This window comes from Clavibacter sp. GW821-FHT01D01 (assembly GCF_059422605.1).
Genome location: NZ_JBWKXC010000004.1, coordinates 199,079 through 224,647, shown reverse-complemented (window position 1 = coordinate 224,647; position 25,569 = coordinate 199,079). Strand labels below are relative to the sequence as shown.

Annotated in this window: 18 protein-coding genes and 1 tRNA gene; 16 read left to right on the top strand and 3 right to left on the bottom strand. The window is 73.6% G+C overall.

The window, feature by feature from the left end; all coding sequences use genetic code 11:
- The first annotated feature begins 45 nt into the window (after positions 1 to 45).
- Positions 46 to 3,678 carry a transcription-repair coupling factor gene (mfd, locus tag AC07VC_RS08045; protein ID WP_494676306.1) on the top strand — a complete coding sequence of 1,211 codons (3,633 nt, stop codon included), beginning with the start codon at positions 46 to 48 and terminating at the stop codon, positions 3,676 to 3,678.
- Positions 3,679 to 3,699: 21 nt separating this feature from the next.
- Here mfd and AC07VC_RS08040 read toward each other — a convergent pair whose 3' ends face one another.
- Complete coding sequence (locus tag AC07VC_RS08040; protein WP_494676305.1) at positions 3,700 to 4,929, bottom strand: Na+/H+ antiporter NhaA; 1,230 nt, start codon at positions 4,927 to 4,929, stop codon at positions 3,700 to 3,702.
- Positions 4,930 to 5,036: 107 nt separating this feature from the next.
- Between AC07VC_RS08040 and AC07VC_RS08035 the strand changes: the two genes are divergently transcribed.
- The 15 genes from AC07VC_RS08035 (at position 5,037) to AC07VC_RS07965 (ending at position 21,524) form a co-directional block, all read left to right on the top strand.
- On the top strand, positions 5,037 to 5,807 hold the full coding sequence (locus tag AC07VC_RS08035; RefSeq protein ID WP_494676304.1) for a nucleoside triphosphate pyrophosphohydrolase: 771 nt from the start codon (positions 5,037 to 5,039) through the stop codon (positions 5,805 to 5,807).
- A gap of 154 nt (positions 5,808 to 5,961) precedes the next feature.
- The gene (locus AC07VC_RS08030) at positions 5,962 to 6,606 is read left to right on the top strand and encodes a TetR/AcrR family transcriptional regulator (RefSeq protein WP_317229915.1); all 645 of its coding nucleotides are present in this window, start codon (positions 5,962 to 5,964) and stop codon (positions 6,604 to 6,606) included.
- A gap of 12 nt (positions 6,607 to 6,618) precedes the next feature.
- Positions 6,619 to 7,926, top strand: coding sequence for a histidine--tRNA ligase (gene hisS, locus AC07VC_RS08025; RefSeq protein WP_494676303.1), 1,308 nt, complete (start codon positions 6,619 to 6,621; stop codon positions 7,924 to 7,926).
- 113 nt (positions 7,927 to 8,039) lie between these two features.
- Positions 8,040 to 9,320, top strand: a complete 1,281-nt coding sequence (eno, locus tag AC07VC_RS08020; protein WP_317229917.1) for a phosphopyruvate hydratase — start codon at positions 8,040 to 8,042, stop codon at positions 9,318 to 9,320.
- A 150-nt stretch (positions 9,321 to 9,470) separates the two neighbouring features.
- Positions 9,471 to 10,028: an FtsB family cell division protein gene (locus AC07VC_RS08015; protein ID WP_317231178.1), complete on the top strand. Its 558-nt coding sequence runs from the start codon at positions 9,471 to 9,473 to the stop codon at positions 10,026 to 10,028.
- Positions 10,025 to 10,540 carry a DUF501 domain-containing protein gene (locus tag AC07VC_RS08010; RefSeq protein ID WP_317231179.1) on the top strand — a complete coding sequence of 172 codons (516 nt, stop codon included), beginning with the start codon at positions 10,025 to 10,027 and terminating at the stop codon, positions 10,538 to 10,540. The genes AC07VC_RS08015 and AC07VC_RS08010 overlap by 4 nt, the downstream gene beginning before the upstream one ends.
- On the top strand, positions 10,537 to 11,814 hold the full coding sequence (locus AC07VC_RS08005; RefSeq protein ID WP_494676302.1) for a S8 family peptidase: 1,278 nt from the start codon (positions 10,537 to 10,539) through the stop codon (positions 11,812 to 11,814). The genes AC07VC_RS08010 and AC07VC_RS08005 overlap by 4 nt, the downstream gene beginning before the upstream one ends.
- A 43-nt stretch (positions 11,815 to 11,857) precedes the next feature.
- Complete coding sequence (locus AC07VC_RS08000; protein ID WP_317230643.1) at positions 11,858 to 13,342, top strand: NAD(P)/FAD-dependent oxidoreductase; 1,485 nt, start codon at positions 11,858 to 11,860, stop codon at positions 13,340 to 13,342.
- A 175-nt stretch (positions 13,343 to 13,517) separates the two neighbouring features.
- Positions 13,518 to 13,592 (top strand) — tRNA-Leu (locus AC07VC_RS07995).
- 177 nt (positions 13,593 to 13,769) lie between these two features.
- Positions 13,770 to 14,966: a PP2C family protein-serine/threonine phosphatase gene (locus AC07VC_RS07990; RefSeq protein WP_317230644.1), complete on the top strand. Its 1,197-nt coding sequence runs from the start codon at positions 13,770 to 13,772 to the stop codon at positions 14,964 to 14,966.
- A 59-nt stretch (positions 14,967 to 15,025) separates the two neighbouring features.
- Complete coding sequence (locus tag AC07VC_RS07985) at positions 15,026 to 16,978, top strand: glycosyltransferase family 2 protein (protein WP_317230647.1); 1,953 nt, start codon at positions 15,026 to 15,028, stop codon at positions 16,976 to 16,978.
- On the top strand, positions 16,975 to 17,313 hold the full coding sequence (locus tag AC07VC_RS07980; RefSeq protein ID WP_317230645.1) for an STAS domain-containing protein: 339 nt from the start codon (positions 16,975 to 16,977) through the stop codon (positions 17,311 to 17,313). Before AC07VC_RS07985 ends, AC07VC_RS07980 begins: the two co-directional genes overlap by 4 nt.
- Positions 17,303 to 17,764, top strand: coding sequence for an ATP-binding protein (locus tag AC07VC_RS07975; RefSeq protein WP_317230646.1), 462 nt, complete (start codon positions 17,303 to 17,305; stop codon positions 17,762 to 17,764). The genes AC07VC_RS07980 and AC07VC_RS07975 overlap by 11 nt, the downstream gene beginning before the upstream one ends.
- A gap of 50 nt (positions 17,765 to 17,814) precedes the next feature.
- The gene (gene opgC / locus AC07VC_RS07970; RefSeq protein ID WP_494676301.1) at positions 17,815 to 20,382 is read left to right on the top strand and encodes an OpgC domain-containing protein; all 2,568 of its coding nucleotides are present in this window, start codon (positions 17,815 to 17,817) and stop codon (positions 20,380 to 20,382) included.
- A 200-nt stretch (positions 20,383 to 20,582) separates the two neighbouring features.
- On the top strand, positions 20,583 to 21,524 hold the full coding sequence (locus AC07VC_RS07965; RefSeq protein WP_494676300.1) for a ferritin-like domain-containing protein: 942 nt from the start codon (positions 20,583 to 20,585) through the stop codon (positions 21,522 to 21,524).
- A 122-nt stretch (positions 21,525 to 21,646) separates the two neighbouring features.
- On the opposite strand, the gene AC07VC_RS07960 is transcribed toward AC07VC_RS07965, so the two are convergent.
- Complete coding sequence (locus AC07VC_RS07960) at positions 21,647 to 23,089, bottom strand: amino acid permease (protein ID WP_317231157.1); 1,443 nt, start codon at positions 23,087 to 23,089, stop codon at positions 21,647 to 21,649.
- A 130-nt stretch (positions 23,090 to 23,219) separates the two neighbouring features.
- The gene (locus AC07VC_RS07955; RefSeq protein WP_494724456.1) at positions 23,220 to 25,529 is read right to left on the bottom strand and encodes a hypothetical protein; all 2,310 of its coding nucleotides are present in this window, start codon (positions 25,527 to 25,529) and stop codon (positions 23,220 to 23,222) included.
- Positions 25,530 to 25,569 lie beyond the last annotated feature (40 nt).

Here is a 25,569-nt window from a genome sequence, read left to right as displayed (position 1 = left end):
GCGGACGACGGCGAGCACGTCGGTGGCGGCGCGTACGATCATCTGGTGATCCTCCAGGGCTTGATCCCGGCGCTCTCGCGCGCCTCCACGTTCGACGACGCCCTCGCATCGGCCTCCCGCGACGCCGACTTCTCCCTCACCGAGGGGCTCCAGGGGCCGCTGCTCGCGGGGCTCCTCCGCCAGCGCATCCAGCGCGGCATCCCGGGGTGCCTGCTCGTCGTCACCGCCACCGGCCGCGAGTCCGAGGGCATGCGCCGCAGCCTCGCCGCGGTGCTGCCCGACGCCGAGATCCTCGAGTTCCCGGCGTGGGAGACCCTGCCGCACGAGCGGCTGAGCCCGAGCGCCGAGATCGTCGGCAAGCGGATCCACGCGCTCCGCCGCATGGAGCAGTGGCACCGCGCGCTCGGCCAGGGCGCCCGCGAGGTGCCGGCCGACCAGGTGCGGCCGCTCGTCGTCGTCGCCTCCGTGCGCGCCGCGCTGCAGCCCGTCGCCGACAACCTCACCGAGCTCGCGCCCGTGCAGCTCGTCACCGGCAGCCGCGGCCACGACCTGTCGGAGCTCGCGGTGCGGCTCGTCGACCTCGCCTACTCGCGCGTCGACATGGTCACGCGCCGCGGCGAGTTCGCGGTGCGCGGCGGCATCCTCGACGTCTTCCCGCCGGTCTCCGACCACCCCGTGCGCGTCGAGTTCTTCGGCGACGAGGTCGACCAGATGCGACCGTTCGCGGTCGCCGACCAGCGCTCCCTCGAGGAGACGGTCGAGTCCGTGGAGCTCCCGCCGAGCCGCGAGCTGCTGCTGAGCGCCCCCGTGCGCCAGCGCGCACGGGAGATGCAGCACGAGTTCCCGAACCTGCAGCAGATGCTCGCCAAGATCGCGGAGGGCATCCCGGTGGAGGGCATGGAGTCCCTCGCGCCCGCGCTCGTCGACCGGCTGGTGCCCGTCACCCACTACCTCCCGGTCGACGCGGCCATCGCCGTCGTCTCGCCCGAGCGCGTGTCCACCCGGGCGCAGAGCCTCGCCGACACGAACCGCGAGTTCCTCGACGCCGCCTGGAACGCCGCCACCGCCGGTGCCCAGGCCCCCATCGACCTCGCCTCCGGCGACTTCCTCTCCCTCGGGCGGCTGCGCGACGCCCGCGGCCCGCGCCGCTGGTGGACCCTGTCGGGCTTCCAGGCCACCGACGTGCTCCCGGAGGACCTGGGCATCGACGAGGTCATGACCGTCCGCATCCAGGCGGATCCGGTCCCGAGCTTCGCGGGCAACGCCGACGGCGCCGTCGAGCACGTGCGCGAGCGCCTCGCGGCGGGGTGGAGCGTGGGCGTCGTCGCGCAGGGCTCCGGGCTCGTCGAGCGCGCCGACACCGTCCTCCGCGAGGCCGGCGTGCCCGCGCGCGTGGTCGAGGAGTTCCCCGCGGCGCCGGAGGCGGGCATCGCCTACCTCCTGCGCGCCGCGATCGACGCGGGCTTCGAGATGCCCGAGATCCAGCTGGCGCTGCTCACGGAGAGCGAGTTCTACGGCCGGGCCGCCGGGTACGACAGCCGGCAGGTCAAGAAGCTCGCCACGCGCCGCAAGAACGTCGTCGACCCGCTGCAGCTGAAGCCGGGCGACCACGTCGTGCACACCACGCACGGCATCGGGCGCTTCGTGGAGCTCACCCAGCGCGAGGTCTCCTCCGGCGGACGCAACGCGGTGAAGACGCGGCGCGAGTACCTCGTCATCGAGTACGCGCCCTCGAAGCGCGGCTACCCGGGCGACAAGCTCTTCGTGCCCACCGATCAGCTCGACCTCCTCAGCCGGTACGTCGGCGGCGAGGAGCCCGGGCTCAGCAAGATGGGCGGCAGCGACTGGGCTGCGGCCAAGGGCAAGGCGCGCCGGGCCGTCCGCGACATCGCGGTCGAGCTCGTGAAGCTCTACTCCGCGCGCATGGCGTCGCGCGGGCACTCGTTCCCGCCGGACACCCCCTGGCAGCGCGAGCTCGAGGAGGCGTTCCCGTTCATGGAGACGCCCGACCAGCTCACCGTCATCGACGAGGTCAAGCGCGACATGGAGAGCCCCATCCCCATGGACCGCCTGGTCTCGGGCGACGTCGGCTTCGGCAAGACCGAGATCGCCGTGCGCGCCGCGTTCAAGGCGGTGCAGGACGGCAAGCAGGTCGTCATGCTCGTGCCCACCACGCTGCTCGTGAAGCAGCACTTCGAGACGTTCTCCGAGCGCTTCGCCGGGTTCCCGGTCCACCTGCGCCAGCTCAGCCGCTTCCAGACCGACAAGGAGTCCCGCGAGACCATCAAGGGGCTGGAGGACGGCTCGGTCGACGTCGTCATCGGCACGCATCGCCTGCTCACGGGCAGCATCGCGTTCAAGGACGTCGGCCTCGTCATCATCGACGAGGAGCAGCGGTTCGGCGTCGAGCACAAGGACGCGCTGAAGAAGCTGAAGGCCAACGTCGACATCCTCGCCATGTCGGCCACGCCCATCCCGCGCACGCTCGAGATGGCGGTCACGGGCATCCGCGAGATGTCGACGCTGGCGACCCCGCCGGAGGACCGGCACCCGATCCTCACCTTCGTCGGCCCGAACAGCGAGAAGCAGATCGCGGCGGCGATCCGCCGGGAGCTCCTCCGCGAGGGCCAGGTGTTCTTCGTGCACAACCGCGTCTCGAGCATCAACCGGGTCGCGTCCGAGCTGGCGGAGCTCGTGCCCGAGGCGCGCGTCGCCGTGGCGCACGGCAAGATGAGCGAGGCCATGCTGGAGCAGGTCATCGTGGACTTCTGGGAGCGGAAGTTCGACGTGCTCGTCTCGACCACCATCATCGAGACCGGCCTCGACATCGCCAACGCGAACACGCTCATCATCGACCGGGCCGACAAGTACGGCCTCAGCCAGCTGCACCAGCTGCGCGGGCGCGTCGGCCGCGGGCGGGAGCGCGCGTACGCGTACTTCCTCTACGACGCCGACAAGCCGCTGTCCGAGACGGCGCACGACCGGCTGTCCACCATCGCGGCCAACAACGAGCTCGGCTCCGGCATGCAGGTGGCGCTGAAGGACCTCGAGATCCGCGGCGCGGGGAACCTGCTGGGCGGCGAGCAGTCCGGCCACATCCAGGGCGTCGGCTTCGACCTCTACCTCCGCATGATCGGCGAGGCCGTCTCGACTTTCCGGGGCGACGTGGCCGAGGGCCAGACCGAGCTGCGGCTCGAGCTGCCGGTCGACGCGCACATCCCGGAGGAGTACGTCGACAGCGAGCGGCTGCGCCTGGAGGCCTACCAGAAGCTCTCGACGGCGGCGTCGCCCGCGGCGTCGGACGACCAGATCGACCGGGTCATCGAGGAGCTGTCGGACCGGTACGGCGAGCCGCCCGTGGAGGTCGACAACCTCGTGCGGGTGTCGCGCCTGCGTCGCGTCGCGCAGCGGGCGGGGCTCAGCGAGGTCGTGGCCATGGGCCCGAACCTCCGCATCGCGCCGGCCGACCTCGCCGACAGCAAGCAGGTGCGCCTGCAGCGCATGTACCCGGGGAGCCGCCTGTTCGCGCAGACCAACGCCGTGACCGTGCCGCTGCCCAAGCGCGACGGCGAGCCGCTGCCGGACTCCGAGCTCGTGGACTGGGTGCGCCAGCTCCTCGACGCGGTGTTCACGGTGGAGCCCGCGCCCGCGGCGAAGGAGTCCGCGCCGAGGGCCTGACCCGGCGGCGGGCGCCGGCGCCTAGGCGCGGGCCGGTCCGCCGTCGACGTGCGCCGGGAAGTCGTCGCGCGTCGCGTCGTCCGCGTCCGCGTCGCCCCCGGCGCGGCGGGCACGGCGGCTGCGGATCGACAGGGTGACGGCGGCCGCGACGATGGAGACGCCCGAGCCGAGGAGCACCGCGAGGGTGCCCTCGTCGCGCACCTCGTCCAGGCCCGCGAACGCCAACTCGCTCATGAGCAGCGACACCGTGAAGCCGATGCCGCCGAGCAGCGACACGGTCACGAGGTCGGGCAGGGCGAGGCCGCCCGGGGATCCGCGTCGCCGGGCGACGGCCGCGCCGAGCAGCCCGCCCGCGGTGATGCCGACGAGCTTCCCCAGCGGGAGCGCGAGAGCGATGCCCCAGAACGCGGGCGCGAGCTCCGCGAGCCCGACCGCGGGGATCGCGACGAGCGCCGCGGAGAACGCGAAGAGCGGCAGCACGATGCCGTTCGAGGCGGGCTCGAGCGCGTGCGCGGCGCGGAGGCCCGAGAGGCGGGGGAGCGCGAAGCCGAGGGCGACGCCCGCGATGGTGGCGTGGATCCCGGAGGAGAGCGTCGCCCACCACGTGACGAGCGCGATGAGGACGAGCAGGGCCACCACGGCTGTCCGGGCCGCGCCGGTGCGCCCGACGCCGAGCCGGCCGACGACGGCGAAGAGGGCCACGCCCGCCACCGCGACGACGAGCGGCACGACCGCGAGGTCCTCCGTGAAGAAGACGGCGATGATCCCGATGGCGATCAGGTCGTCGAGCACCGCGAGCGCGAGGAGGAACACGCGGACGGCCGCGGGCAGCCCCCGGCCGAACACGGCGAGCACGCCGAGCGCGAAGGCGATGTCGGTCGCCGTCGGCACCGGCCAGCCCCGCTCGAAGCCGCTGCCGGCGGTGATCGCGAGGTACACGCCCGCGGGTACGACGACCCCGCCGACGGCGGCGATGGCCGGGACGAGCGCGGCGGAGACGCTGTTCAGCCCGCCGGCGAGGAACTCGTGCTTGAGCTCGACGGCGACGATGAAGAAGAAGACGACGAGCAGGCCGTCGCTCACCCAGTGGCGCAGCGACAGGTCGACGCCGATCGCGGGCAGGGCGAGGTGCCCGTCGGCCCACGCGATGAGGCCGGGCCCGGCGGGCGTGTTCGCCACGACGAGGCCCACCACGGCGGCGAAGAGGAGGAGTCCGGCGGCGATGCGCTCGGAGCGGATGAGGGCGGTCATGTGCGCCTTCCGGGGTCGGGGGAGGAGGAGACGGTCGCCCGCCGCCGACCAGACTTCCCGGCGCACCGGAGATCAGCCTACCGGCGGTCCGGTGCGAGGATGACGGCATGAGCGAGCCCGCGTCCCCCTCCGCGCCCTCCGGATCCGCCGCCGCGGCCGTCGGCGACCTCGCCGCCGCGATGGCCGTCCTCCGGGCACCCGACGGCTGCGTCTGGAACCGCGGCATGACGCATCGCTCGCTCGTGCCGTACCTGCTCGAGGAGAGCCACGAGCTGGTCGAGGCCATCGAGTCCGGCGACGTGAGCGGCATGCGCGAGGAGCTCGCCGACGTCCTGCTGCAGGTCGTCTTCCACGCCGACATCGCGCGCACGGAGGGCGAGGGCTTCGACCTCGGCGACGTCGCCCGGACGGCCACGGAGAAGATGGTGCGCCGCCATCCCCACGTCTTCGGCGACGAGCGCGCGGACACCGTGGAGGAGGTGCTGCGCGTGTGGGGCGCGGCGAAGGACCGCGAGAAGTCGGCCCGCACGAGCGTCCTCGACGGGATCCCGGCGTCCCTCCCGTCCCTCGCCCTCGCCGACAAGCTGCTCGGCCGCGCCGAGCGGATCGGGCTCCTGCAGGCGGACGCGCCCGCGGCCATCCCGGTGGACGACGAGGACGACCTCGGCCGCCTGCTGCTCGCGGTGGTGGTCTCGGCCCGGAGCCGGGGGCTCGACGCGGAGCGCGCGCTGCGGACGACGCTGCGGTCGCTCGGCGCGGAGATCCGGGCCGCCGAGCCCGCGCGCGGGGACGGCGGGGCGGCCGGGCACGGTGCCGAGACGGGGCCGGGGAGCGACGACGGGCCGACGGGGACCGCCGGCGCGGGCCGGAGCGCCTGAGGCGAGGTCCGGCCCGCGGGGGCGTCGCCCGGGATTTACCCGATCCCGGGCCGCCACGTCCGACGCCTCCACCCGAAGGAGACGGCGGACAGACTGGGCGCTCACACCGTACGGGTCTTCGCCACCCGTCCATCACGGTTGTTATGGTCGGGGCGTGGCAGCTCCGGATCCGCGTCGCCGCCAGGAGCTCCTGGCGCACATCCTCGACCACCTGCGCACGCACCCGCTGGCCTCCGTGACCTTCCGCGGGCTGGCGGACGCGCTCGGGGAGAGCACGTTCGTGCTCGTCTACCACTTCGGCTCCAAGGAGCGGCTCCTCGAGGCCGCGATGGACGCGATCGACCAGCGCCAGTCCGAGATGGTGGCCGGCGATCCGCGCGAGATCCCCTCCTGGGAGCTGCGCGAGTGGACGACCCGGGCCTGGAGCTGGCGCCTCACGGACGTCAACCGCGACTTCCAGCGCCTCGAGTTCGAGGCGGCGCTCCTCCGCACCCGCGACGGCGTCGTACGGCCGCACGCGATCGCGAGCGTCACCGCGTGGCGCCGCTTCGGGCTCGACTGGATGCTGGCGCACGGCGTGCCGGAGGACGTGGCCGTGGACACGGCCGACCTCCTGCAGGCGGGCTCCTACGGCCTCCAGTTCGACTTCGTCATCTCGGGCGACCGCGACCGGGCCCTGCGCGGCTTCGAGGCGCTCATCGACGCGTTCACGCCGCGCATCGAGCCGTGGATCGACGCCGCCGCGGCCGCCGCGGCGGCGGAGGCCGGTCGGGCGCCCGAGGGCCCGCCCGCCGCCTGACAGAATCGGGGGATGCCCCAGCAGATCACGCCGCCCCGCGGCATGCGCGACTTCCTGCCCGCCGAGAAGGCCCGACGCGAGCAGGCGCTCGCCGTCATCCGCCGCACGTACCGGGCCCACGGCTTCGACGAGATCGAGACGCCCGTGGTCGAGGAGTCGGGCCGGCTGCACGCGGGCCTCGGCGGCGACAACGAGAAGCTCGCCTACTCGGTGCTGAAGCGCGGGCTCTCGGGGGACGACCTGCACGCGGCGGCGGACTCCGGCGACGTGCTCGCGCTCTCCGACCTCGGGCTCCGGTTCGACCTCACGGTGCCGCTCGCCCGGTTCTACGCCTCGCACCGCGCCGAGCTCCCGGGCGTCTTCCGCGCCATCCAGGCCGCCCCGGTCTGGCGCGCGGAGCGCCCGCAGAAGGGCCGCTACCGCCAGTTCATGCAGTGCGACATCGACATCATCGGCGAGCCCGGCCAGCTGGCCGAGGTCGAGCTGATCTCGGCGACCGCGGCGACCCTGGACGCCCTCGGCCTCACGGGCTGCACGATCCGCGTGAACGACCGCCGCATCCTCGCCGGCATCCTCGACTCCTGCGGCTTCGCGCCCGAGCGCCACGCGCAGGCCCTCATCAGCATCGACAAGCTCGACAAGATCGGCGCCGTGGGCGTCGTCGCCGAGCTCGCCGAGGGCGGGGCGGACGCGGCGGACGTGCTCGGCGGCATCCTCGCGCGCATCGAGCCCGCGCTCGCCGACGGCGGCGTGCCGCTCACGGCCGACGCGATCACGGCGATCCTCCCCGCGGGCGTCGACCCCGACGCGGTCGCCGACCTCGATACCCTCGCCGACGCGCTCGTCGGCCTCCCCGACGGCGTCACCCTCCGCTTCGACCCGACCCTGGTGCGCGGCATGGGCTACTACACGGGCACCATCTTCGAGATCGCGCACCCCGCGTCCGGCAGCTCCGTGGGCGGCGGCGGACGCTACGACGGGATGATCGGCCGCTTCCTCGGCCAGGACGTGCCGGCCGCGGGCTTCTCCATCGGGTTCGAGCGGATCGTCGACCTGGCCGTCCTGCCCGCCGCGGAGGACGCCGACGCGATCGCCCTCGTCCACGACCGCCGCACCCCCGTCGCCGTGCTCGCGCGCCTCAAGGCGGAGCTGGTCGCGACGGGACGCCGCGTGCGGCTCGAGCCGCGCCCGAAGAACGTGGCGCCGCTCCTGGAGTCGCTGCGGCTGCAGGGGTTCCGCACGTTCGCGGCGGTCGACGCCGGCACCGCCGACGCCGCGTCCCTGCAGGAGCGCCCGCTCGACGGCGGCCCGCGCGGCTGATCCGCCACCTGCGCGACACCTGCGCGCATCCCGGCGCCCGCGGCTCGCGAGGGGCCCGCGGCTAGGATGGACGCGACTTCACACCCCCCACCGCAACGCAAGGAGACCATTCCGTGGCAGCCATCGAAGCAGTCAACGCACGCGAGATCCTCGACTCCCGGGGCAACCCGACCGTCGAGGTCGAGGTGCTCCTCGAGGACGGCACGTTCACGCGTGCCGCCGTCCCGTCCGGCGCCTCCACCGGCGCGTTCGAGGCGTACGAGCTGCGCGACGGCGACGCGGGCCGCTACCTGGGCAAGGGCGTCCAGAAGGCCGTCGCCGCCGTCGTCGACGAGATCGGCCCGGCCATCCAGGACCTCGACGCCGCGGACCAGCGCATCATCGACGCCACGATGATCGAGCTCGACGGCACCGAGAACAAGTCCCGCCTCGGCGCGAACGCGCTCCTCGGCGTCTCCCTCGCCGTCGCGAAGGCCGCGGCCGACTCGGCCGAGCTGCCGCTGTACCGCTACCTCGGCGGCCCGAACGCGCACACGCTGCCCGTCCCCATGCTCAACGTCATCAACGGCGGCTCGCACGCGGACACCAACGTCGACATCCAGGAGTTCATGATCCTGCCCGTCGGCGCGTCCACCTTCTCGGAGGGCCTGCGCTGGGGCGTCGAGACGTACCACGCGCTCAAGGCGCTCCTGAAGGCCAAGGGCCTGTCGACCGGCCTCGGCGACGAGGGCGGCTTCGCCCCGAACCTCGACAGCAACCGCGCCGCGCTCGACCTCCTCATGGAGGCCATCGAGTCCGCCGGCTTCACCCCCGGCAAGCAGATCGCCCTCGGGCTCGACGTCGCGTCCAGCGAGTTCCACTCCGACGGCGCGTACACGTTCGAGGGCCAGAAGGTGGATGCGGCGCACATGACGTCGTACTTCGCCGACCTCGTCGCGTCCTACCCCCTCATCACCATCGAGGACCCGCTGGACGAGGACGACTGGACCGGGTACGACCACTTCACCGCGGAGCTCGGCTCGAAGGTGCAGATCGTCGGCGACGACCTGTTCGTCACGAACCCGAAGCGCCTCGCGGACGGCATCACACGCGGCGTCGCGAACTCGATCCTCGTCAAGGTCAACCAGATCGGCACGCTCACCGAGACGCTCGACGCGGTCAGCCTCGCCCAGCGCAGCGGCTACACGACCGTGCTCTCGCACCGCTCCGGCGAGACCGAGGACACGACCATCGCCGACCTCGCGGTCGCGGTGGACGCGGGCCAGATCAAGACCGGCGCCCCCGCCCGCAGCGAGCGCGTCGCCAAGTACAACCAGCTCCTCCGCATCGAGCAGGACCTCGGCGCCGCCGCGGTCTACGCCGGCCGCAGCGCCTTCCCGCGCTTCCAGGCCTGATCCGACCGGCCCGCCCCGCGACGCGGCGGCGGGCCCTCGGCGCACCACCGGACGACGCGGCGGGGCGACGGGCCACGCGGCCCGGCGTCCCGCCGCCCCCGTCCGCCGCACGACCCGCCGCCGCCCGACACCGCACCCGAAGGAGGACCGATGGCCCGATTCCCCGGACTCGACACCCTCCGCGCCCGCCGCTCCGCCCGGCCGCGCACCGAGCGCGTCCCCGTGGCGCTGCCCGACGCCGACGCGCCCGCCGGCAACTGGCTCCGCAGCATGCGCTTCTCCGGCTTCTCGGCGATGGTCCTCGTGCTCCTCGTCCTGACGGTCGTGGTGCTCGCCCCGGGCCTGCGCATCTACCTGGAGCAGCGCGAGCAGCTCAGCAGCCTGCAGAGCGCGGTCGACGCCCAGAAGGGCACCATCGCCGAGCTGCAGGACCAGCGCGCCCGGTACGACGACCCCGCGTTCCTCAAGGCGCAGGTGCGCGACCGCCTCTTCTACGTGATGCCCGGCGAGACGAGCTACCTCGTCCGCGGCCTCCCCGCCGCGTCCGACGACCCGGCCACCACCGCCGACGGCGCGCCCATCAGCGACGACCTGCAGGAGACCCGGCAGGACTGGGTCCAGGCCCTCCTCGGCTCCGCGCTCACCAGCGCCCTCAGCGACACCCCGCCCGACCAGCTCCAGGGATCCGTCCAGGGAGGCGACCAGTGACCCGACCCCCCTTCGACCCGCCCTCCGAGCGCGACGTCCGCGTCGTCTCCGCCCAGCTCGGCCGTCCGGCCCGCGACGTGGTCGGCATCGCCGCGCGCTGCGTCTGCGGCAATCCGACGGTCGTGAGCACCGCGCCCCGCCTGTCCGACGGCACGCCGTTCCCCACGCTCTACTACCTGTGCCACCCGGCGGCCACCGCGGCCATCTCGCACCTCGAGGCCGAGCACGTCATGGCCGAGCTGCAGGACGACCTCGCCGAGGACGAGGGGATGCGCGACGCCTACGCCGCCGCCCACGCGTCCTACCTCGCCGACCGCGATTCGATCCTGGTGGTGCCCGAGCTCGCGGGCGTCTCCGCGGGCGGCATGCCCGTGCGGGTGAAGTGCCTGCACGCGCTGGCCGGCCACGCGCTGGCCGCGGGCCCGGGGGTGAACCCCGTCGGCGACATCGCGCTCGCGCGGGCGTCGTGGTCGCCCGACGTGTGCGAGTGCGCCGACCACGACGCGGCATGACCCCCGCACCCGGCACGCGGGCGCCCGTCGCGTCGCGGCGCCGGCTGGCACGCGCGGTCGCCGTCGGGATCCTGGCCCTCGCCGCCGCCCTGCCCACCGTCACACCGGCCGCCGCCGATCCCGTGCGCGACCGGCAGTACTGGCTGCGCGACTACGGCATCGAGCAGGCGTGGCAGACCACGCGCGGCGAGGGCGTCACGGTGGCCGTCATCGACACCGGCGTCGACTCCTCGGTCGCCGACCTCCGCGGCGCGGTCGTCGGCGGCACGGACGTGTCGGGCGTCGGATCCGCGGACGGCACCCGCCCCGTGGGCGCCTCGAGCGAGCACGGCACCATGGTCGCGTCGCTCCTCGCGGGCCGCGGCACGGGCACGGGCTCGGGCGTCATCGGCGTCGCGCCGGCCGCCGGCCTCCTCAGCGTCTCGGTCGCCCTCGGCGGCCCGACCCCGGGCGCCCGCGACGAGGACGCCCAGATCGCCGACGCGGTCCGCTGGGCCGTCGACAACGGCGCGAGCGTCATCAACATGTCGCTCACGCGGAACTCCCTCGACTGGCCGGAGAGCTGGGACCGCGCCTTCCTCTACGCCTACGAGCACGACGTCGTGGTCGTCGCGGCCGCCGGCAACCGGGGGAGCGGCACGACCGAGGTGGGCGCGCCCGCCACCATCCCGGGCGTGCTCGCGGTCGCGGGCGTCGACCGGTCCGGCGCCGCGAGCTTCGACGCGTCCTCGCAGGGCATCACCATCGCCGTGGCGGCGCCGAGCGAGCAGCTCGTGGGCGTCGAGCCCGGCGGCGGGTACGTCCAGTGGGACGGCACGAGCGGCGCCGCGCCCCTGGTCTCCGGCGTCGTCGCGCTCGTGCGGGCAGCGCACCCGGAGCTCGACGCCGACGACGTGGTCGAGCGGGTCCTCGCGACCGCACGGCAGGAGGGCCGGCCCGAGATCTACGGCCGCGGCCTCGTCGACGCGGCCGCGGCCGTGACCGCGCCGGTGGCGCCCGCGAGCGGCAAGCCGCTCGGCGACCTGGAGGAGTGGGTGCGGCTCTACCGCCGCGCCCCCGTCGCGACGCCGGATCCCGCGGCGTCCGCGCGCCCTGACGCCGAGCCCGCGGTCCCCGCCGACGGCCCGACCGCCGACCCCGCGGCGGACGCCGTGCCGACGGCCGGCGCGCTCCGCCAGGTCGGGATCCCCGCCCTCGTGCTGTCCGTCTTCGCCGCGCTCGCGGCCGCCATGGGCGTCGTGGCGTACCGGCATTTCAGACGGCTGCTCCGATAGGGGTAGCCTGATTTCGACCACAACCTGCAGGGAGTCATCCATCGTGCCCAAAATCCTGATCGTCGGCGGCGGCTACGCCGGTTTCTACACGGCATGGAAGCTCGAGTCGCACCTCCGATCCGGCGAGGCCGAGGTCACCATGGTCGACCCGCTGCCGTACATGACGTACCAGCCGTTCCTGCCCGAGGTCGTGTCCGGCTCCATCGAGCCGCGCCACGCCGTGGTGTCCCAGCGACGCCACCTCCGCACCACGAACGTCGTCACGGCCAAGGTCACCGGCATCGACCACGCGTCGAAGACCGCGACCATCACGCCGCCCGTGGGCGAGCCGTACGAGTTCTCCTACGACATCATCGTCGTCACCGCGGGCAGCGTCTCGCGCACGTTCCCGATCCCGGGCGTGGCCGACGAGGCCATCGGCCTGAAGACCATCGAGGAGGCCGTCGCGATCCGCGACCGCATCTTCGCGAACTTCGACCGCGCCGCGACGCTCCCCGCCGGGCCCGAGCGCGACCGCCTCCTCACCTTCGTGGTGGTCGGCGGCGGCTTCGCCGGCATCGAGGTGTTCGCCGAGATGCGCAGCATCGCGACCGACCTCGTGAAGAAGTACCCCGAGATCGACTTCGAGGACACGCACTTCCACCTCATCGAGGCGATGGGCCGCATCATGCCCGAGGTCTCGCTCGAGACCAGCCACTGGGTGCTGAAGAACCTGGCCGAGCGCGGCGCGCTCGTGCACCTCGACACGCAGCTGAAGTCCGCCGTCGGCGGCGTCGTCGAGCTGTCCACCGGCGAGTCCTTCGAGTCCGACGTCATCGTCTGGACCGCGGGCGTCATGGCAAGCCCCATGCTGAAGAACACCGACCTCCCGATCGAGGAGCGCGGGCGCCTGCGCGTGCGCGCCGACGGTCGCGTCGAGGGCGACGACGGCATCGTCCCGGACGCCTGGGGCGCCGGCGACGTGGCGGCCACCCCCGACCTCACCGGCGGCGGCGTCGGCGGGTTCTGCGTCCCCAACGCGCAGCACGCCGTCCGCCAGGGCAAGCTCATGGCGAAGAACCTCACCGCGAGCATCCGCGGCGAGGGGATCACCGACTACTTCCACAAGAACCTCGGCGCCGTCGCGGGCCTCGGCCTGTACCAGGGCGCGTTCCAGTCCGGGAAGGTCGGCATCACCGGCTTCCCCGCCTGGGTCATGCACCGCGGCTACCACGGCCTCGCGATCCCGAGCTTCGAGCGCAAGGCGCGCGTCGTCACGGGCTGGCTGAACAACCTCGTCTGGGGCCGCGACATCGTCTCCATCGAGGCCCGCGAGACCCCGCGCACCGCGTTCGAGACGTTCGCGTCGCGCCCGCGCCCCGCGGCGGACGCGGCACCGGCCCCGAAGAAGGAGGACGCGGCACCCGCCAGGAAGGCCGCCGAGGAGAAGGCCGACGCGCCCAGCGAGGGCGAGAAGTCCCCGGCCCTCGCCGGCAGCTACAGCACGTCGCCCACCGCGGAGACCACGGGCGAGGACCGCACGGCCTGATCCGTATGATCCCCCGGCACCACCCGTCCGACGGCCCGCAGGCAGCAGCCTGCGGGCCGTCGTCATGCGCGGGCGACCGGTGGGAGCGTCCCGCCGAGGGCAGCGGCCCGCGCGCGCGGGGTGGACGCGGCCCGGGCGCGTCGACCGTAGGCTGTCGGGAGCGCTCCGGCGCCCAGCCCCCGTGGCCCAATCGGCAGAGGCAGGCGACTTAAAATCGCTACAGGTCAGGGTTCGACTCCCTGCGGGGGCACCGCATCCGCCGTCGTCGTCGTCCCGTCCACCGTGCCGCGGGGACCACTGGGACGGACACCGGGGAAGAGCCGGTAGCGCTACTTGGTACGCGCCCCATCCATCAGGGCACGTAAGCTGAGGATGCCCGAGATCTCGGGTGCCGTGGACGGGGGTCCATGACGGCGAGGGGGCGGGGATGAGTCTGATCGAGGACGCGCGGGCGACGGCTACGCAGCGGGCCGTCGAGGCCCTGGGCCTGCTCGACGGGGTGCCCGAGGAGCGCTTCGACCGCGTCACGCGGCTCGCGCGCACGGCCTTCGACGTGCCCCTGTCGACCATCGGGCTCGCCGACCACGACCGCATGTGGTTCGCCTCCTGCGCGGGCGCCGAGATGAGCGAGGCGCCCATCAGCGCCGTCTTCTGCGACACCACCATCCGGGAGGACCGGGTCCTCGTCGTCGAGGACGCCCAGGAGCACCCCGTCTTCCGTCACCTGCCCTCCGTCGCGGGCGAGCCGCACGTGCGGTTCTACGCGGGCCAGCCGCTGCACGACGCCGAGGGCGTGGTCATCGGCACCTTCTGCCTCTACGACCTGCGTCCGCGCTCGCTCGACGATGGCCAGCTCGCCCTCCTCGCGGAGCTCGCCGAGTGGGCCCAGCGCGAGCTCATCGCGAGCGTCGAGATGGAGCGCGCGCAGGCCGTGCAGGCCGCGCTGCTGCCGGCCGCCGAGGTCCAGCTGCCCGGCTACGGGATCGCCGCGGTGTGCGTGCCCGCGCAGGTGGTGGGCGGCGACTTCTACGACTACGAGCGGACCCCGTCGGGCCTGCGCTTCTCCATCGCCGACGTGATGGGCAAGGGCACGGGCGCGGCGATCCTCACGGCGACCGTGCGCGCGGTGCTCCGCGGGATCGCCAGCACCGCGGACCGCTTCGGCGCGGGCGTGCTCGAGGACACCGGGCTCCTCGTCACGGACGCCGCCCGCACCCTCGAGGCCGACCTCGAGCGCACGGGCGCGTTCGTCACGCTGCAGCACGGCCACCTCGACGCGGCGTCGGGCCTCCTCCGCTACGCCGACGCCGGGCACGGCCTGACGATCGTCGTCCACCCCGACGGCGCCGTCACGCACCTCTGCACGACCGACCTGCCCGTCGGCATCGACGCCGACCACCGCTGGCAGGAGCGCCACGTCGTGCTCGCCCCGGGGGACACCTTCGTCACCTTCAGCGACGGCCTGTTCGACATGTTCGGCGGCAGCGACCCGGCCTTCGACCTCATCGGCGGCCTCGTGCGCGAGGCCGACGGCGTGGACGCGCTCGTCGAGCGGGTGCGGACGCTGGCCGCGGCCGGCACGCCGCTCGACGACGTCACCGTCCTCGCCGTGAGCCGCGCGTGACGCGCACGGGCGCCCGCGGGACCGGCACCGGCGCCGGGACCGGCGCCGGCACGGGCCGCATGACGCTCCGCTTCGCGGTCATCCGGCTGCTCGCGGTGGTCACCGCCATCCTCGGCCTCAACTACATCGTGTGGCGGCTCCTGTTCTCGGTGAACCCCGAGGCGCTCTGGATCGCCATCCCGCTGGTCCTCGCGGAGACGTACAGCCTCATCGACTCGCTGCTGTTCGGGCTCACGATGTGGCGCGCGCGCGAGCGGCCCCGCCCGCCGGCGCCGCAGCCGGGCCTCACGGTCGACGTGTTCATCGCCACCTACAACGAGCCGCTCGACCTCGTGATGGAGACGGCGCGCGCAGCGCAGCGCATCACCTACCCGCACAAGACGTGGGTGCTCGACGACGGGAACCGCACGGAGCTGCGCGACCTCGCCGAGGCGGAGGGGATCGGCTGGATCACCCGGTCGGCGGACTGGAGCGGCCGGGCGCGCCACGCGAAGGCCGGCAACCTCAACAACGCCCTGCTGACGACCGAGGGCGAGTTCATGCTCATCCTCGACGCCGACCAGGTGCCGGAGCCCGAGATCCTCGACCGCACGCTCGGGTACTTCGACGACCGCCGCATGGCGATCGTGCAGACGCCGCAGGTCTTCGTGAACGTGCCGGACTCGGATCCGCTCGGCAGCCAGGCGCCCCTGTTCTACGGCCCCATCCAGCAGGGCAAGGACGGCTGGAACGCGGCGTTCTTCTGCGGCTCCAACGCGATCCTCCGCCGCGAGGCGCTCATGCTCCTCGGCGTCTCGCGCTACGTGACCGACATCGAGATCAGCGTGTTCCGCGCCCTCCGCACGGCGGGCGACGTGCTCGACAAGGCGCGCGCGGAGCTCGAGCCCGACCAGGTCGACCTCCGCAAGGCGCTCGACGACGTCGCCTACGACGTGCGCCGCGCCCGCGCGGAGCTCCGCCGCGGCCAGCGCCTCGCCGACGTGACCTACCGCTTCCAGAAGCGCGTCGACTCCATCGCCGCCCGCATGGTGCAGGACGACATGGCGGCGCTGAAGGCCGACCTCGCCGAGATCGCCGCGCTCGCCGGCCGCCACTCCGCCGACCGGGACGCCGTGTCGCTCGTGGACGACTCGGCCCTGTCCCGCCTGTCCCAGCGCGACTGGTCGCCGCTCGGCGCCCTCGATGCCGTGCGGGCCCTCGTCCGCGACATCGACGTGCACCGCGACGACGACGCGCAGTCGATCATGCCGCTGGCCACCATCTCGGTCACCGAGGACATGGCGACCTGCATGCGCCTGCACGGCCTCGGCTGGAAGTCCGCGTACCACGACGAGACGCTCGCCTACGGGCTCGCCCCGGAGGACCTGCCCACGATGCTCACCCAGCGGCTCCGCTGGGCGCAGGGCACGATCCAGGTGTTCTTCCGCGAGAACCCGCTCCTGCAGAAGGCCCTGTCCATCCCGCAGCGGCTCATGTACTTCGCCACCATGTGGAGCTACTTCTCCGGGTTCACGGCCGTCGTGTACGTGGCGGCGCCGATCATCTACCTCGTGTTCGGCGTGCTGCCGGTGCAGGCGCTCTCGACCGACTTCTTCGTGCGGCTCATCCCGTTCCTCGTGGTCAACCAGCTGCTGTTCGCGGTGGTGGGGCGCGGCAAGCGCACGTGGCGCGGCCAGCAGTACTCGCTGGCGCTGTTCCCGGTGTGGATCTCCTCGGTCACCACCGCCGTCGCCAACGTGTTCTTCCGCAAGCCCCTCGACTTCGCGGTCACGCCGAAGGTCCGCGCCGAGAGCGGGAAGCCGCGGTGGGACCTCGTGAAGCCGCAGCTCTACGTGATCGGCGCGCTCATCGTCGCCTCCGCGATCGGCCTGCTCCGGCTCGCCGTCGGGCAGGCCACGCCGCTCGGCACGTTCACCAACCTCGCCTGGGTCGTGTTCGACCTGGCGATCTTCAGCATCATCATCCGTGCGGCCCGCTACCGGGGCTTCACGCCGGCCAAGGAGGACGCATGATCGACATCGCAGTGACCGAGCAGGGGACCGACGTCAGCGTCGTCACGCCGAGCGGACGCCTCAACATGGTGTCGGCCCGTCAGCTCACCACCGTGGTCACCGAGGTCATCGACGGGGGCCGCCCCTACGTGGTCGTGGACCTCGGCAGCACCGAGTTCATGGACTCCTCGGGCCTCGGCGCCCTCGTCTCGGGCCTCAAGCGCGCCCGGCAGGCCGGCGGCGACCTCCGCCTCGCCCGCCCCAACGCGCAGGTGCGGGCGGTGCTGGAGCTCACCAACCTCAACCGCGTCCTGACGGTGCACGACGCCCCCGAGGGGGTGTTCGGTGACCGCTGACGCGGTCGACGAGGGACGCCACGGCGCCGTCGCGCCCGTCCGCGCCTCCGCGACCCTCCCGGCGGTCGAGGACAGCCTGGAGGCGGTGCACGCCCTCGTCAGCGGCGTGTGGGACCGTGCCTCGGACGTCGACGACACCGAGCGGATGCTGTTCGAGACGGCCGTGATGGAGATCGCCGGCAACGTGGTCGAGCACGGCGTCGCCGTCGGCGGCCGCATCGGCGCCGTCGTCACGTTCACGCTCACCGTCATCTGCGGCCACGACCGCATCGTCGCGCTGTTCGAGGACGACGGGAAGCCGGCCGAGGTGGACCTCACGCAGGTCTCCATGCCCGACGACCTCAGCGAGAGCGGGCGCGGCCTCGCGCTCGCCCAGGCGGTCCTCGACGACCTCACCTTCGAGCGCGCCGACGGCAGCAACCGCTGGCGACTCGTCCGGCTCCGCGGCTGATGCGCGGCGGGGGGATGCGGGCGCGCGGGGGCGGGCGCACGCGGGCGCGGATGCGGGGCTGGGCGGCGGCGGCCGTCGCGCTCGCGATCGCCGTCGTCCCCGCGACGGCCGCGCTCGCCGCCCCTGCCGCCCCGGCGGCCACCGCGCCCGCGGCCCCCGCCGACGAGGTCGACCTCACGCGTGCACCGGACGCACCCTGGTTCGGCGGCATCCTCGACTGGACCGCGGACGACGCGCAGAGCTACGCGGACCGCCTCGGGGCGACCCCCGCGGTGCTCGGCCAGTCGGTGCGCTACCCCCTCGGGTCCGACGACGTCACCTACCTCGACCAGTTCGCCCAGCAGGCCGGCCAGCAGGGCGCGCTCCTCCTCCTCACGCTGGAGCCCACGAAGCCGCTCGCCGAGCTCACCACGGAGGACGCGGACGCCCTGGCCGCCCGGCTGGAGGCGCTCCGCGAGCGCTACGACTCCCGCGCGCTCGTGCGGTTCGCGCCCGAGATGAACGGCTCGTGGACCCCGTGGGGCCAGCAGCCGTCCGCGTACGTGGCGGCCTTCCGCCAGGTCGCCGACGCCGTGCACGCGTCCGACGCGGGCGCCGTCACCGTCTGGTCGCCCGCCTACGCGGCCGGCTACCCGTTCGGGTCGGCCGACGGGCTCACCGACGCGTCCGGCACGCGTCCCGTCGCGGAGCTCGACACCGACGGCAACGGCCGCGTCGACATCGACGACGACGCCTACCGGCCGTACTACCCGGGCGACGACGCCGTCGACTGGGTGGGCCTGTCGGCCTCGCACTTCGGATCCGAGCAGGACTTCGTCACCGGGCAGCCGGTGGAGGAGTACCTGGGCGGCGAGGTGGTCCCGCAGCAGGAGTTCGGCGACAACGTGGTCCCCGAGGAGGGCAAGTTCTCCCGGGAGCTCACCGGCGCGTACGGCTACGCCGACCAGGGCGGCGCCGGCCGCGACTTCGCGGCGGAGTGGATCGAGGGGACCGGCAAGCCCGCCGTCATCGAGACGGGCGCGCTGTACGACCCCGCCCGCACCGACGGCGCGAGCGAGTCCGAGATCAAGGCCGCCTGGTGGGAGCAGGTGCTCTCGGCCGACGTCCGCGCGGAGCACCCCGGCATCGGCATGGTCGTGTGGCGGGAGCTCGAGCGGGAGGAGGCGGAGGCCGACGGCGCCGTCGTCGACTGGCGCGCCACGGGCGACCCGGCCATCGCCTCCGCCCTCCGCGCCCACCTGGACCCGGCGACGGCGACCCTCGGCCCCGTCACGCAGGTGTTCGACCAGGAGCGCGCGAACACCGCGACCGCGCAGTACCGCGACCCCGGATCCCCGGAGGACGAGCAGATGGGCTGGATCGTGCTGTGCGCGGTCGTGCTCCTCGTGCTGTTCGCCGCGTCCGGCCTCATCGGGCGCCTCCGGCCCGGCTGGCGCTATCCGGACGAGCACAGTCCCCGCGACCGCCGCCTGGACCTCTTCCGCGGCTGGACCATCGTCGCCGTGGTCATCACCCACATCGAGGTGGCGAGCCCGTACTCCTACGTGACCATCAACGCGATCGGCGCCATCACGGGCGCCGAGATGTTCGTGCTGCTCTCCGGCCTCGTGCTCGGCATGGTCTACCCCATGGCCGTGAAGCGGTTCGGCGAGCTGAAGGCGCTCGTGTCGATCCTCCGCCGCGCGTTCAAGCAGTACGTCGTGGCGATCGCGGTGGTCGTCATCGTGTTCGCGCTCACCTTCGTGCCGTTCCTCGACACCGACGTGATCACCACCTTCACCGACCGCGGCACGGGCGCCGACGGCAAGGTGACGACGGGCCAGGTCTACGACCTCTACCCGAACGGCGCGCGCCTGCTCGACTACCCGCCGCCCTGGTACGCGATCCGGGACCTGCTGCTGCTGCGCATGGGCCCGTGGGTCTTCAACATCATGGGGCTGTTCGTGGTCCTCACGCTGCTCGTGCCGGCCGTCGTGTGGCTCCTCCGCCGACGGATGTGGTGGGTCGTGCTCATCGCCAGCTGGGCCGGGTACCTGCTGAACGCGCAGTACGACATCCGGATCCTGCCGTCGATGTTCGAGGACGTCTTCCCGCTGCTCACGTGGCAGGTCGCGTTCCTCAACGGCATGGTCATCGGCTACTACCGGCGGCAGATCACGCGGGCCCTCACCGGCCGCCTGGGCCGCGTGCTGGTGACGATCGGGCTGGTCGCCTACGTGGGCTCCCTCGCCGTGCTGTGGGCCGGCCACACCTACGGCGTGCAGCTGCCGGGTGTCCCCGACGGCCTCTACTCGTCGCTGTACGAGTCGATGTACCAGCGCACGTTCCTGCAGCCGGGGCGCCTCGTCGACCTCGCGCTCATGCTCGTGGTCGCCTACACGTTCCTCACGCGGGTCTGGAAGCCGGTCGACCGGGCGTTCGGGTGGTTCTACACGCCGCTGGGCTCCGCGAGCCTGTACGTGTTCATCGTCCACGTGTTCTTCGTCCTCGTCGTCGGCAGCCTGCCGTTCCTCGACAGGTCGAACGCCTGGCAGGGGGCTGTCGTCCACACGCTGGTGCTCGCGGCGATCTGGTTCATGGTCACGCGCAAGGTGCTGTTCAAGGTCATCCCGACCTGATCCGCATCCGCGGGCGGGATCCGAGGGGATCCGATGCGATCCCGGGCAATCCGGCACGGTCCCCGTTCCGAACGCTTCTCGACATCCGGCGAAACAGTGCATCGCGCCCCTATGCCGGATGCCTGTCATCCGCATAGCGTTCGAACCAGCACGCGTTCGGTATCTGGGATACGGTCGCGACGATCAAGGGAGCTCCAACCATGTTCGACAAGAAGTTCATCACCCAGGCCATCGACCGGAGCGCGCAGTCGCCGCTGGACCGTCGTCGCTTCTTCAGCGCCGCCGGCATCGCGGGTCTCGGCGTCGGCGCCGCGGCCCTCATCCCCGCCACCGGAGCCCAGGCGGCCGACGCCCAGGCCGAGGCGGACGCCGGACAGGCGACCGACCTCGCCGTCCTCAACTTCGCGCTCAACCTCGAGTACCTCGAGGCCGAGTTCTACCTCCGCGCCTCCACCGGCGCGGGCCTCGTCCCGAACGACATCTCCGGCGTCGGCACGGCTGGCGGCGTCACCGGCGGCCGCCAGGTCCAGTTCAAGGACCGCGCGATCCGCGAGTACGCCCGCGAGATCGCCCAGGACGAGAAGGCCCACGTCAAGTTCCTGCGCTCCGCGCTGGGCTCGGCGAAGGTCGCCCGTCCGGCCATCGACCTCGACGCGGCCTTCTCCGCCGCGGCGACGGCCGCCGGCCTCATCAAGCCGGGCGAGAAGTTCGACGCGTTCGCGAGCGACGAGAACTTCCTGCTCGCGTCCTTCGTGTTCGAGGACGTCGGAGTGACCGCCTACAAGGGCGCCGCCCCGCTCATCACGAACAAGACGTACCTCGAGGCGGCCGCCGGCATCCTCGCGGTCGAGGCGTACCACGCGGGCATCATCCGCACGTCGCTGTTCGCGAAGGGCCTCGCGGCTCCGACCAACGCGATCTCGAACGCGCGCGACTCCCTCGACGGGTCCTCGGACCTCGACCAGGGCATCACGATCTCGGGCGGCGCGAACCTCGTGCCGACGGATGCGAACGGCATCGCGTACAGCCGCAGCACCGGCCAGGTCCTCAACATCGTGTACCTGAACAACAAGGCCGTGACCAAGGGCGGGTTCTACCCCAACGGCGTCAACGGCGGCATCAACACCAGCGCGGCCAACTAGCCCGCAGGCACGATCGCCACAGGGGCGCCGCCCACCTCCTCAGGTGGGCGGCGCCCCTGTCGTCGTCCGGGCCGTGCGCGCCCGTCGCGCGGAGGTGCCGCGGAGGTCGCGCGTCCGCGGCGCTACCGGCGGTTCCGCGGGCTGTCGGCCGCGAGCACCGAGTTCCGGCGCGAGTACGCCAGGTAGATCACGAGGCCGATGACCAGCCACACCCCGAAGCGCACCCAGGTCTCCCACGGCAGCGACGACACCAGCCACAGCGAGAAGCCGATCCCGACGATCGGCACGACGGGCATGAGCGGCAGGCGGAACGCGCGCGGGATCTCGGGGCGCTTGTAGCGCAGCACGATGACCGCGGCGCAGACCACCACGAACGCCAGCAGGATCCCGATGTTGGTGAGCTCGGCCACCACGGTGATGGGCAGGAAGCCCGCGAACAGCGCCGAGCCGATGCCGATGATCCAGGTCACGCGGGTGGGCACGTTGCGCTTCCGGTCCGTCACGGCGAACCACGCGGGCAGCAGGCCGTCGCGGCTCATGGAGAACCACACGCGCGAGGCGCCGAGCATGAACGTGAGCATCACCGTGACGACGCTCACGATCGCGCCGACGGCGACGACGTTCGCCACGGCGGGGAGGCCCACCGACTCGAAGGCCGTGGCGAAGCCGCTCTCCGGGTTGATGTCGCTGTAGCGCTGCATCCCGGTGAGGACGATGGTCGCGAGCACGTAGAGCACCATCGCGATGGCGAGCGACAGGAGGATCGCCTTCGGCATGTGCTTCGTGGCGTCCTTCGACTCCTCGGCCGCGGTGCTCATCGCGTCGTAGCCGAACACCGCGAAGAACACCGTCGCGGCGCCGGTGAACACGCCGGCCGCGCCGAAGGGGAAGTACGGCTGGTAGTTGGCGCCGGTGATCTGCGTGAAGCCGATCACGACGATGACGAGCACGAGCGCCACCTTCAGGCCCACGAGGTAGAGCTCGAAGCGGCCGACGCTCTTCATGCCGCGCGTGAGGACGAAGGCGGTGCCGAGGCAGAGGACCACGGCGAAGAGGTCGACCACGTGGCCGTCGCCCGTGCCCGCGGCGCCCAGCATCCAGGCGGGCAGGTCGATGCCGAGCTGGTCGAGCAGGAAGCCCGCGTACCCGGACACCCCGATGGCGACCACGCCCACGATGGCCGTGTACTCGAGCAGCAGGTCCCAGCCGATGAACCAGCCCACGATCTCGCCGAGGGCCGCGTAGCCGTAGGTGTACGCGGATCCGGCCTTGGGGATCATGCCCGCGAACTCCGCGTAGGAGAGCGCCGCGGCCGCGCTGGCGATGCCGGCGATCAGGAACGAGATGAGGACGGCGGGGCCCGCGGTCTGGTTGGCGACCGTGCCGGCGAGCGTGAAGATGCCCGTGCCGATGATGCCGCCCACGCCGATCGCGGTGAGCTGCCAGAGCCCGAGGGAGCGGGTCAGGCCGCCCTCCGAGCCCTGCGTGCCCGGCTCGTCCTCGATGGCGTCCACGGGCTTCCGCCGTGTCAGCGCCGACCAGAGGCTCGCGCTCGATGTGCTCATGGAGGACTCCTGCCGTCGGGGCCCGCGGGCCGCGTCGAGGCCGCCGGCGCCGGCGACGCCCCCAGTGTGGACCCGGCGCGGGATCCGCACCAGGTGCGGTCCGGCCGCCGGCCAGGACGGGGAGGGGGAGCTACGGGCGCTGCAGGGAGGGCTCGACGACGCGGATCCAGAGCCACACGGCGACGCTCAGCGCCGCGAAGGCCGCGGCGACGACGAGCGCCGTGATCCAGACCCCGGCCTGCACCCCCGACGCCGTCGTCGCGACCGCGGCGAACGCCAGCGTGAGGACGGCGACGCTCGTCACGGCCCACAGGGGCAGCGAGCGGAGGAGGAGCGACCGGCCGAGCACGAGCGACACCGGGGCGAGCGCCAGGGCCGCCGAGCTGAGCGCGGCGAGGGTCATCGTGCTGAGCAGCTCGTTCGCGGACTGCGCCCAGATGCCGCCGCGGGCGGGGACGAACCCGTAGGCGACCCACGCCGCGAGTCCCAGCGTCGCCAGCGCCCCGGACTGCACGAGGGCGAGGCGGGCCCGGGAGCGGTCGTCGCGGTCGTCGGCGACGAGGCCGAGGACCTGGCCGATGACGATGGGCGGCGCGAGGCCGAGGCCGCGCGACACGAGCACGGCGGTGGCCGAGAGGACGAGGAGGGCGGGCACGGCCCGGACCCGCGCCGGGCCCGCGCCCACGCGCCCGGCCACCGAGGCGACGGCGACGACGCCGACGCCGTTCACGACGGCGAGGCCGAGGAGCGCCGCGAGGAAGAGGCGCACGGCGTTGGGGTCGGATCCGACGGGCAGCGACAGCGAGGCGAGCGCGGCGGCGAGGGCCAGCGCGACGGCCGCGCCTCCCCAGCGCCCGGCGCGGCCGGGCTCCCGCACGGGGCGTTCGCCGAGGAGCGTCGGCTCCGGCTCCCGCCGCGCGGGGACGGGGATCGGGGCCGAGTCCAGCCGTCCGGGGACGATGCGCATCTGCCCGGTGGTCGCGGTGGTGTCCGTGAACGCGGCGGCCGTGGCGCGCGTGGTGAGCGCGCCGGCGTCGCCGCGCGGCACGATCCTGAGCGGCGTCATGTCGGACGCGGACCGGTGCCGTCCGCCGAAGCGCGCGACCAGCGCGCCGCGCAGGAGGAGGGCCGGGAGCGTCACGAGGAGGACGGCGCCGAGGGCGAGGAGGAGGGGGAGGAGGCCGCGGCCGTCGGTGAACGCGGCGTCGAGCGGCTGCAGCGACGTGCCGAAGCGCGTGGGCGCGTTCCAGGTGCCGGGTGCCGCGGCCGCGGGCGCCGAACCCGTTCCGGGTGCTCCCTCCGGCACGGGGCCCACCCCGGGCGTCCCGTCCCCGCCCGGTCCCGTCGCCGGTGCGGGCGCCGCCTCGGTGCCCTCGGGCGAGCTCGTGGCCTCGGGGGAGGGGGTGGCGGGCGGCGTCGTCGCGCCGGGCGTCGGGGAGGCGGAGGGCGCCGCCACGGTGACGCGCACCTCGGCGGCCAGCGTGCTGATGTTGCCGAGGGGATCCGTGACCGTGGCGGTGATGCCGAGCGGACCGGGCGGCAGCGTGCCCGTCGCGCACGACCAGCGTCCGCCGACGACCTGCGCCTGGCACGCCGCGTCGCCGTAGCCCGCCAGGTACGCGCGCACGGTGGCGCCGTCCTCGTCGGAGGTGCCGGAGATCGTGATCCCGGCGGTGTCGATGCTCGCCCCGGCCGCGGGGGCGGTGATGACGGCCGCGCCGGGTGCCGTGGTGTCGAAGCTTCCGGTGCCGCGTCCGACCGCGGGCGTGCCGACGCTCCACGACGTGGACTGCGTGGCCGTGACGGCGACCCCGGTCCCCGAGGGCGGCGGGGGAGCGAGGAGGCAGGCCCACGTGCTGGACGCCCCGACGGTGGCCCGGCAGGCGGCGCCGCCCGAGCGGGCGTCGACGGTGGCGCCCGGGAACCCGGTCCCGCTGACGAGGCCCGTGGTCACGACGGAGAAGCTGTTCACGCCCGGCGCCCGGAGGACGGATGCCGTGGTCGTCGCCTCCTGGCCGTCCGAGGAGACGCGGACGGCGCTCTGGCCGTCGGGCACGCCGGTGGCGGACGCCCGCCAGGTCGTCGCCGTGGGCAGCGCGACGGCGGCGGGGACGCTCGCGATGGTCACCTGCACGTCCGCTCCCGACGGGCGCGTGCCCGAGACCTGCACGGCGCCGTCGGTCGAGAAGGGCGGCGCCTGGACCGTGGGGCCGACCGCGGGCGCGGGCAGGGGCGCGCCCGGGGGACGGGGCGACGGCGAGGGGGTCTGCGTGGCGGCGGACGCCGCGGTGGCGCCGCCGGCGCCCAGGGCGACCAGCAGCGCGAGGACGGAGAGGGCGCGGACGAGGCGCTCGCGGGATCGACGGACACCGCCCGCACCACCCCCCGTGGACGGACGTCCCTCTTCCCTCGTCCTGAACCGCACCGTGCATCCATTCATGCGGGAACCTCCGGGCGTGTCAACCGCCCGCACCGACCGT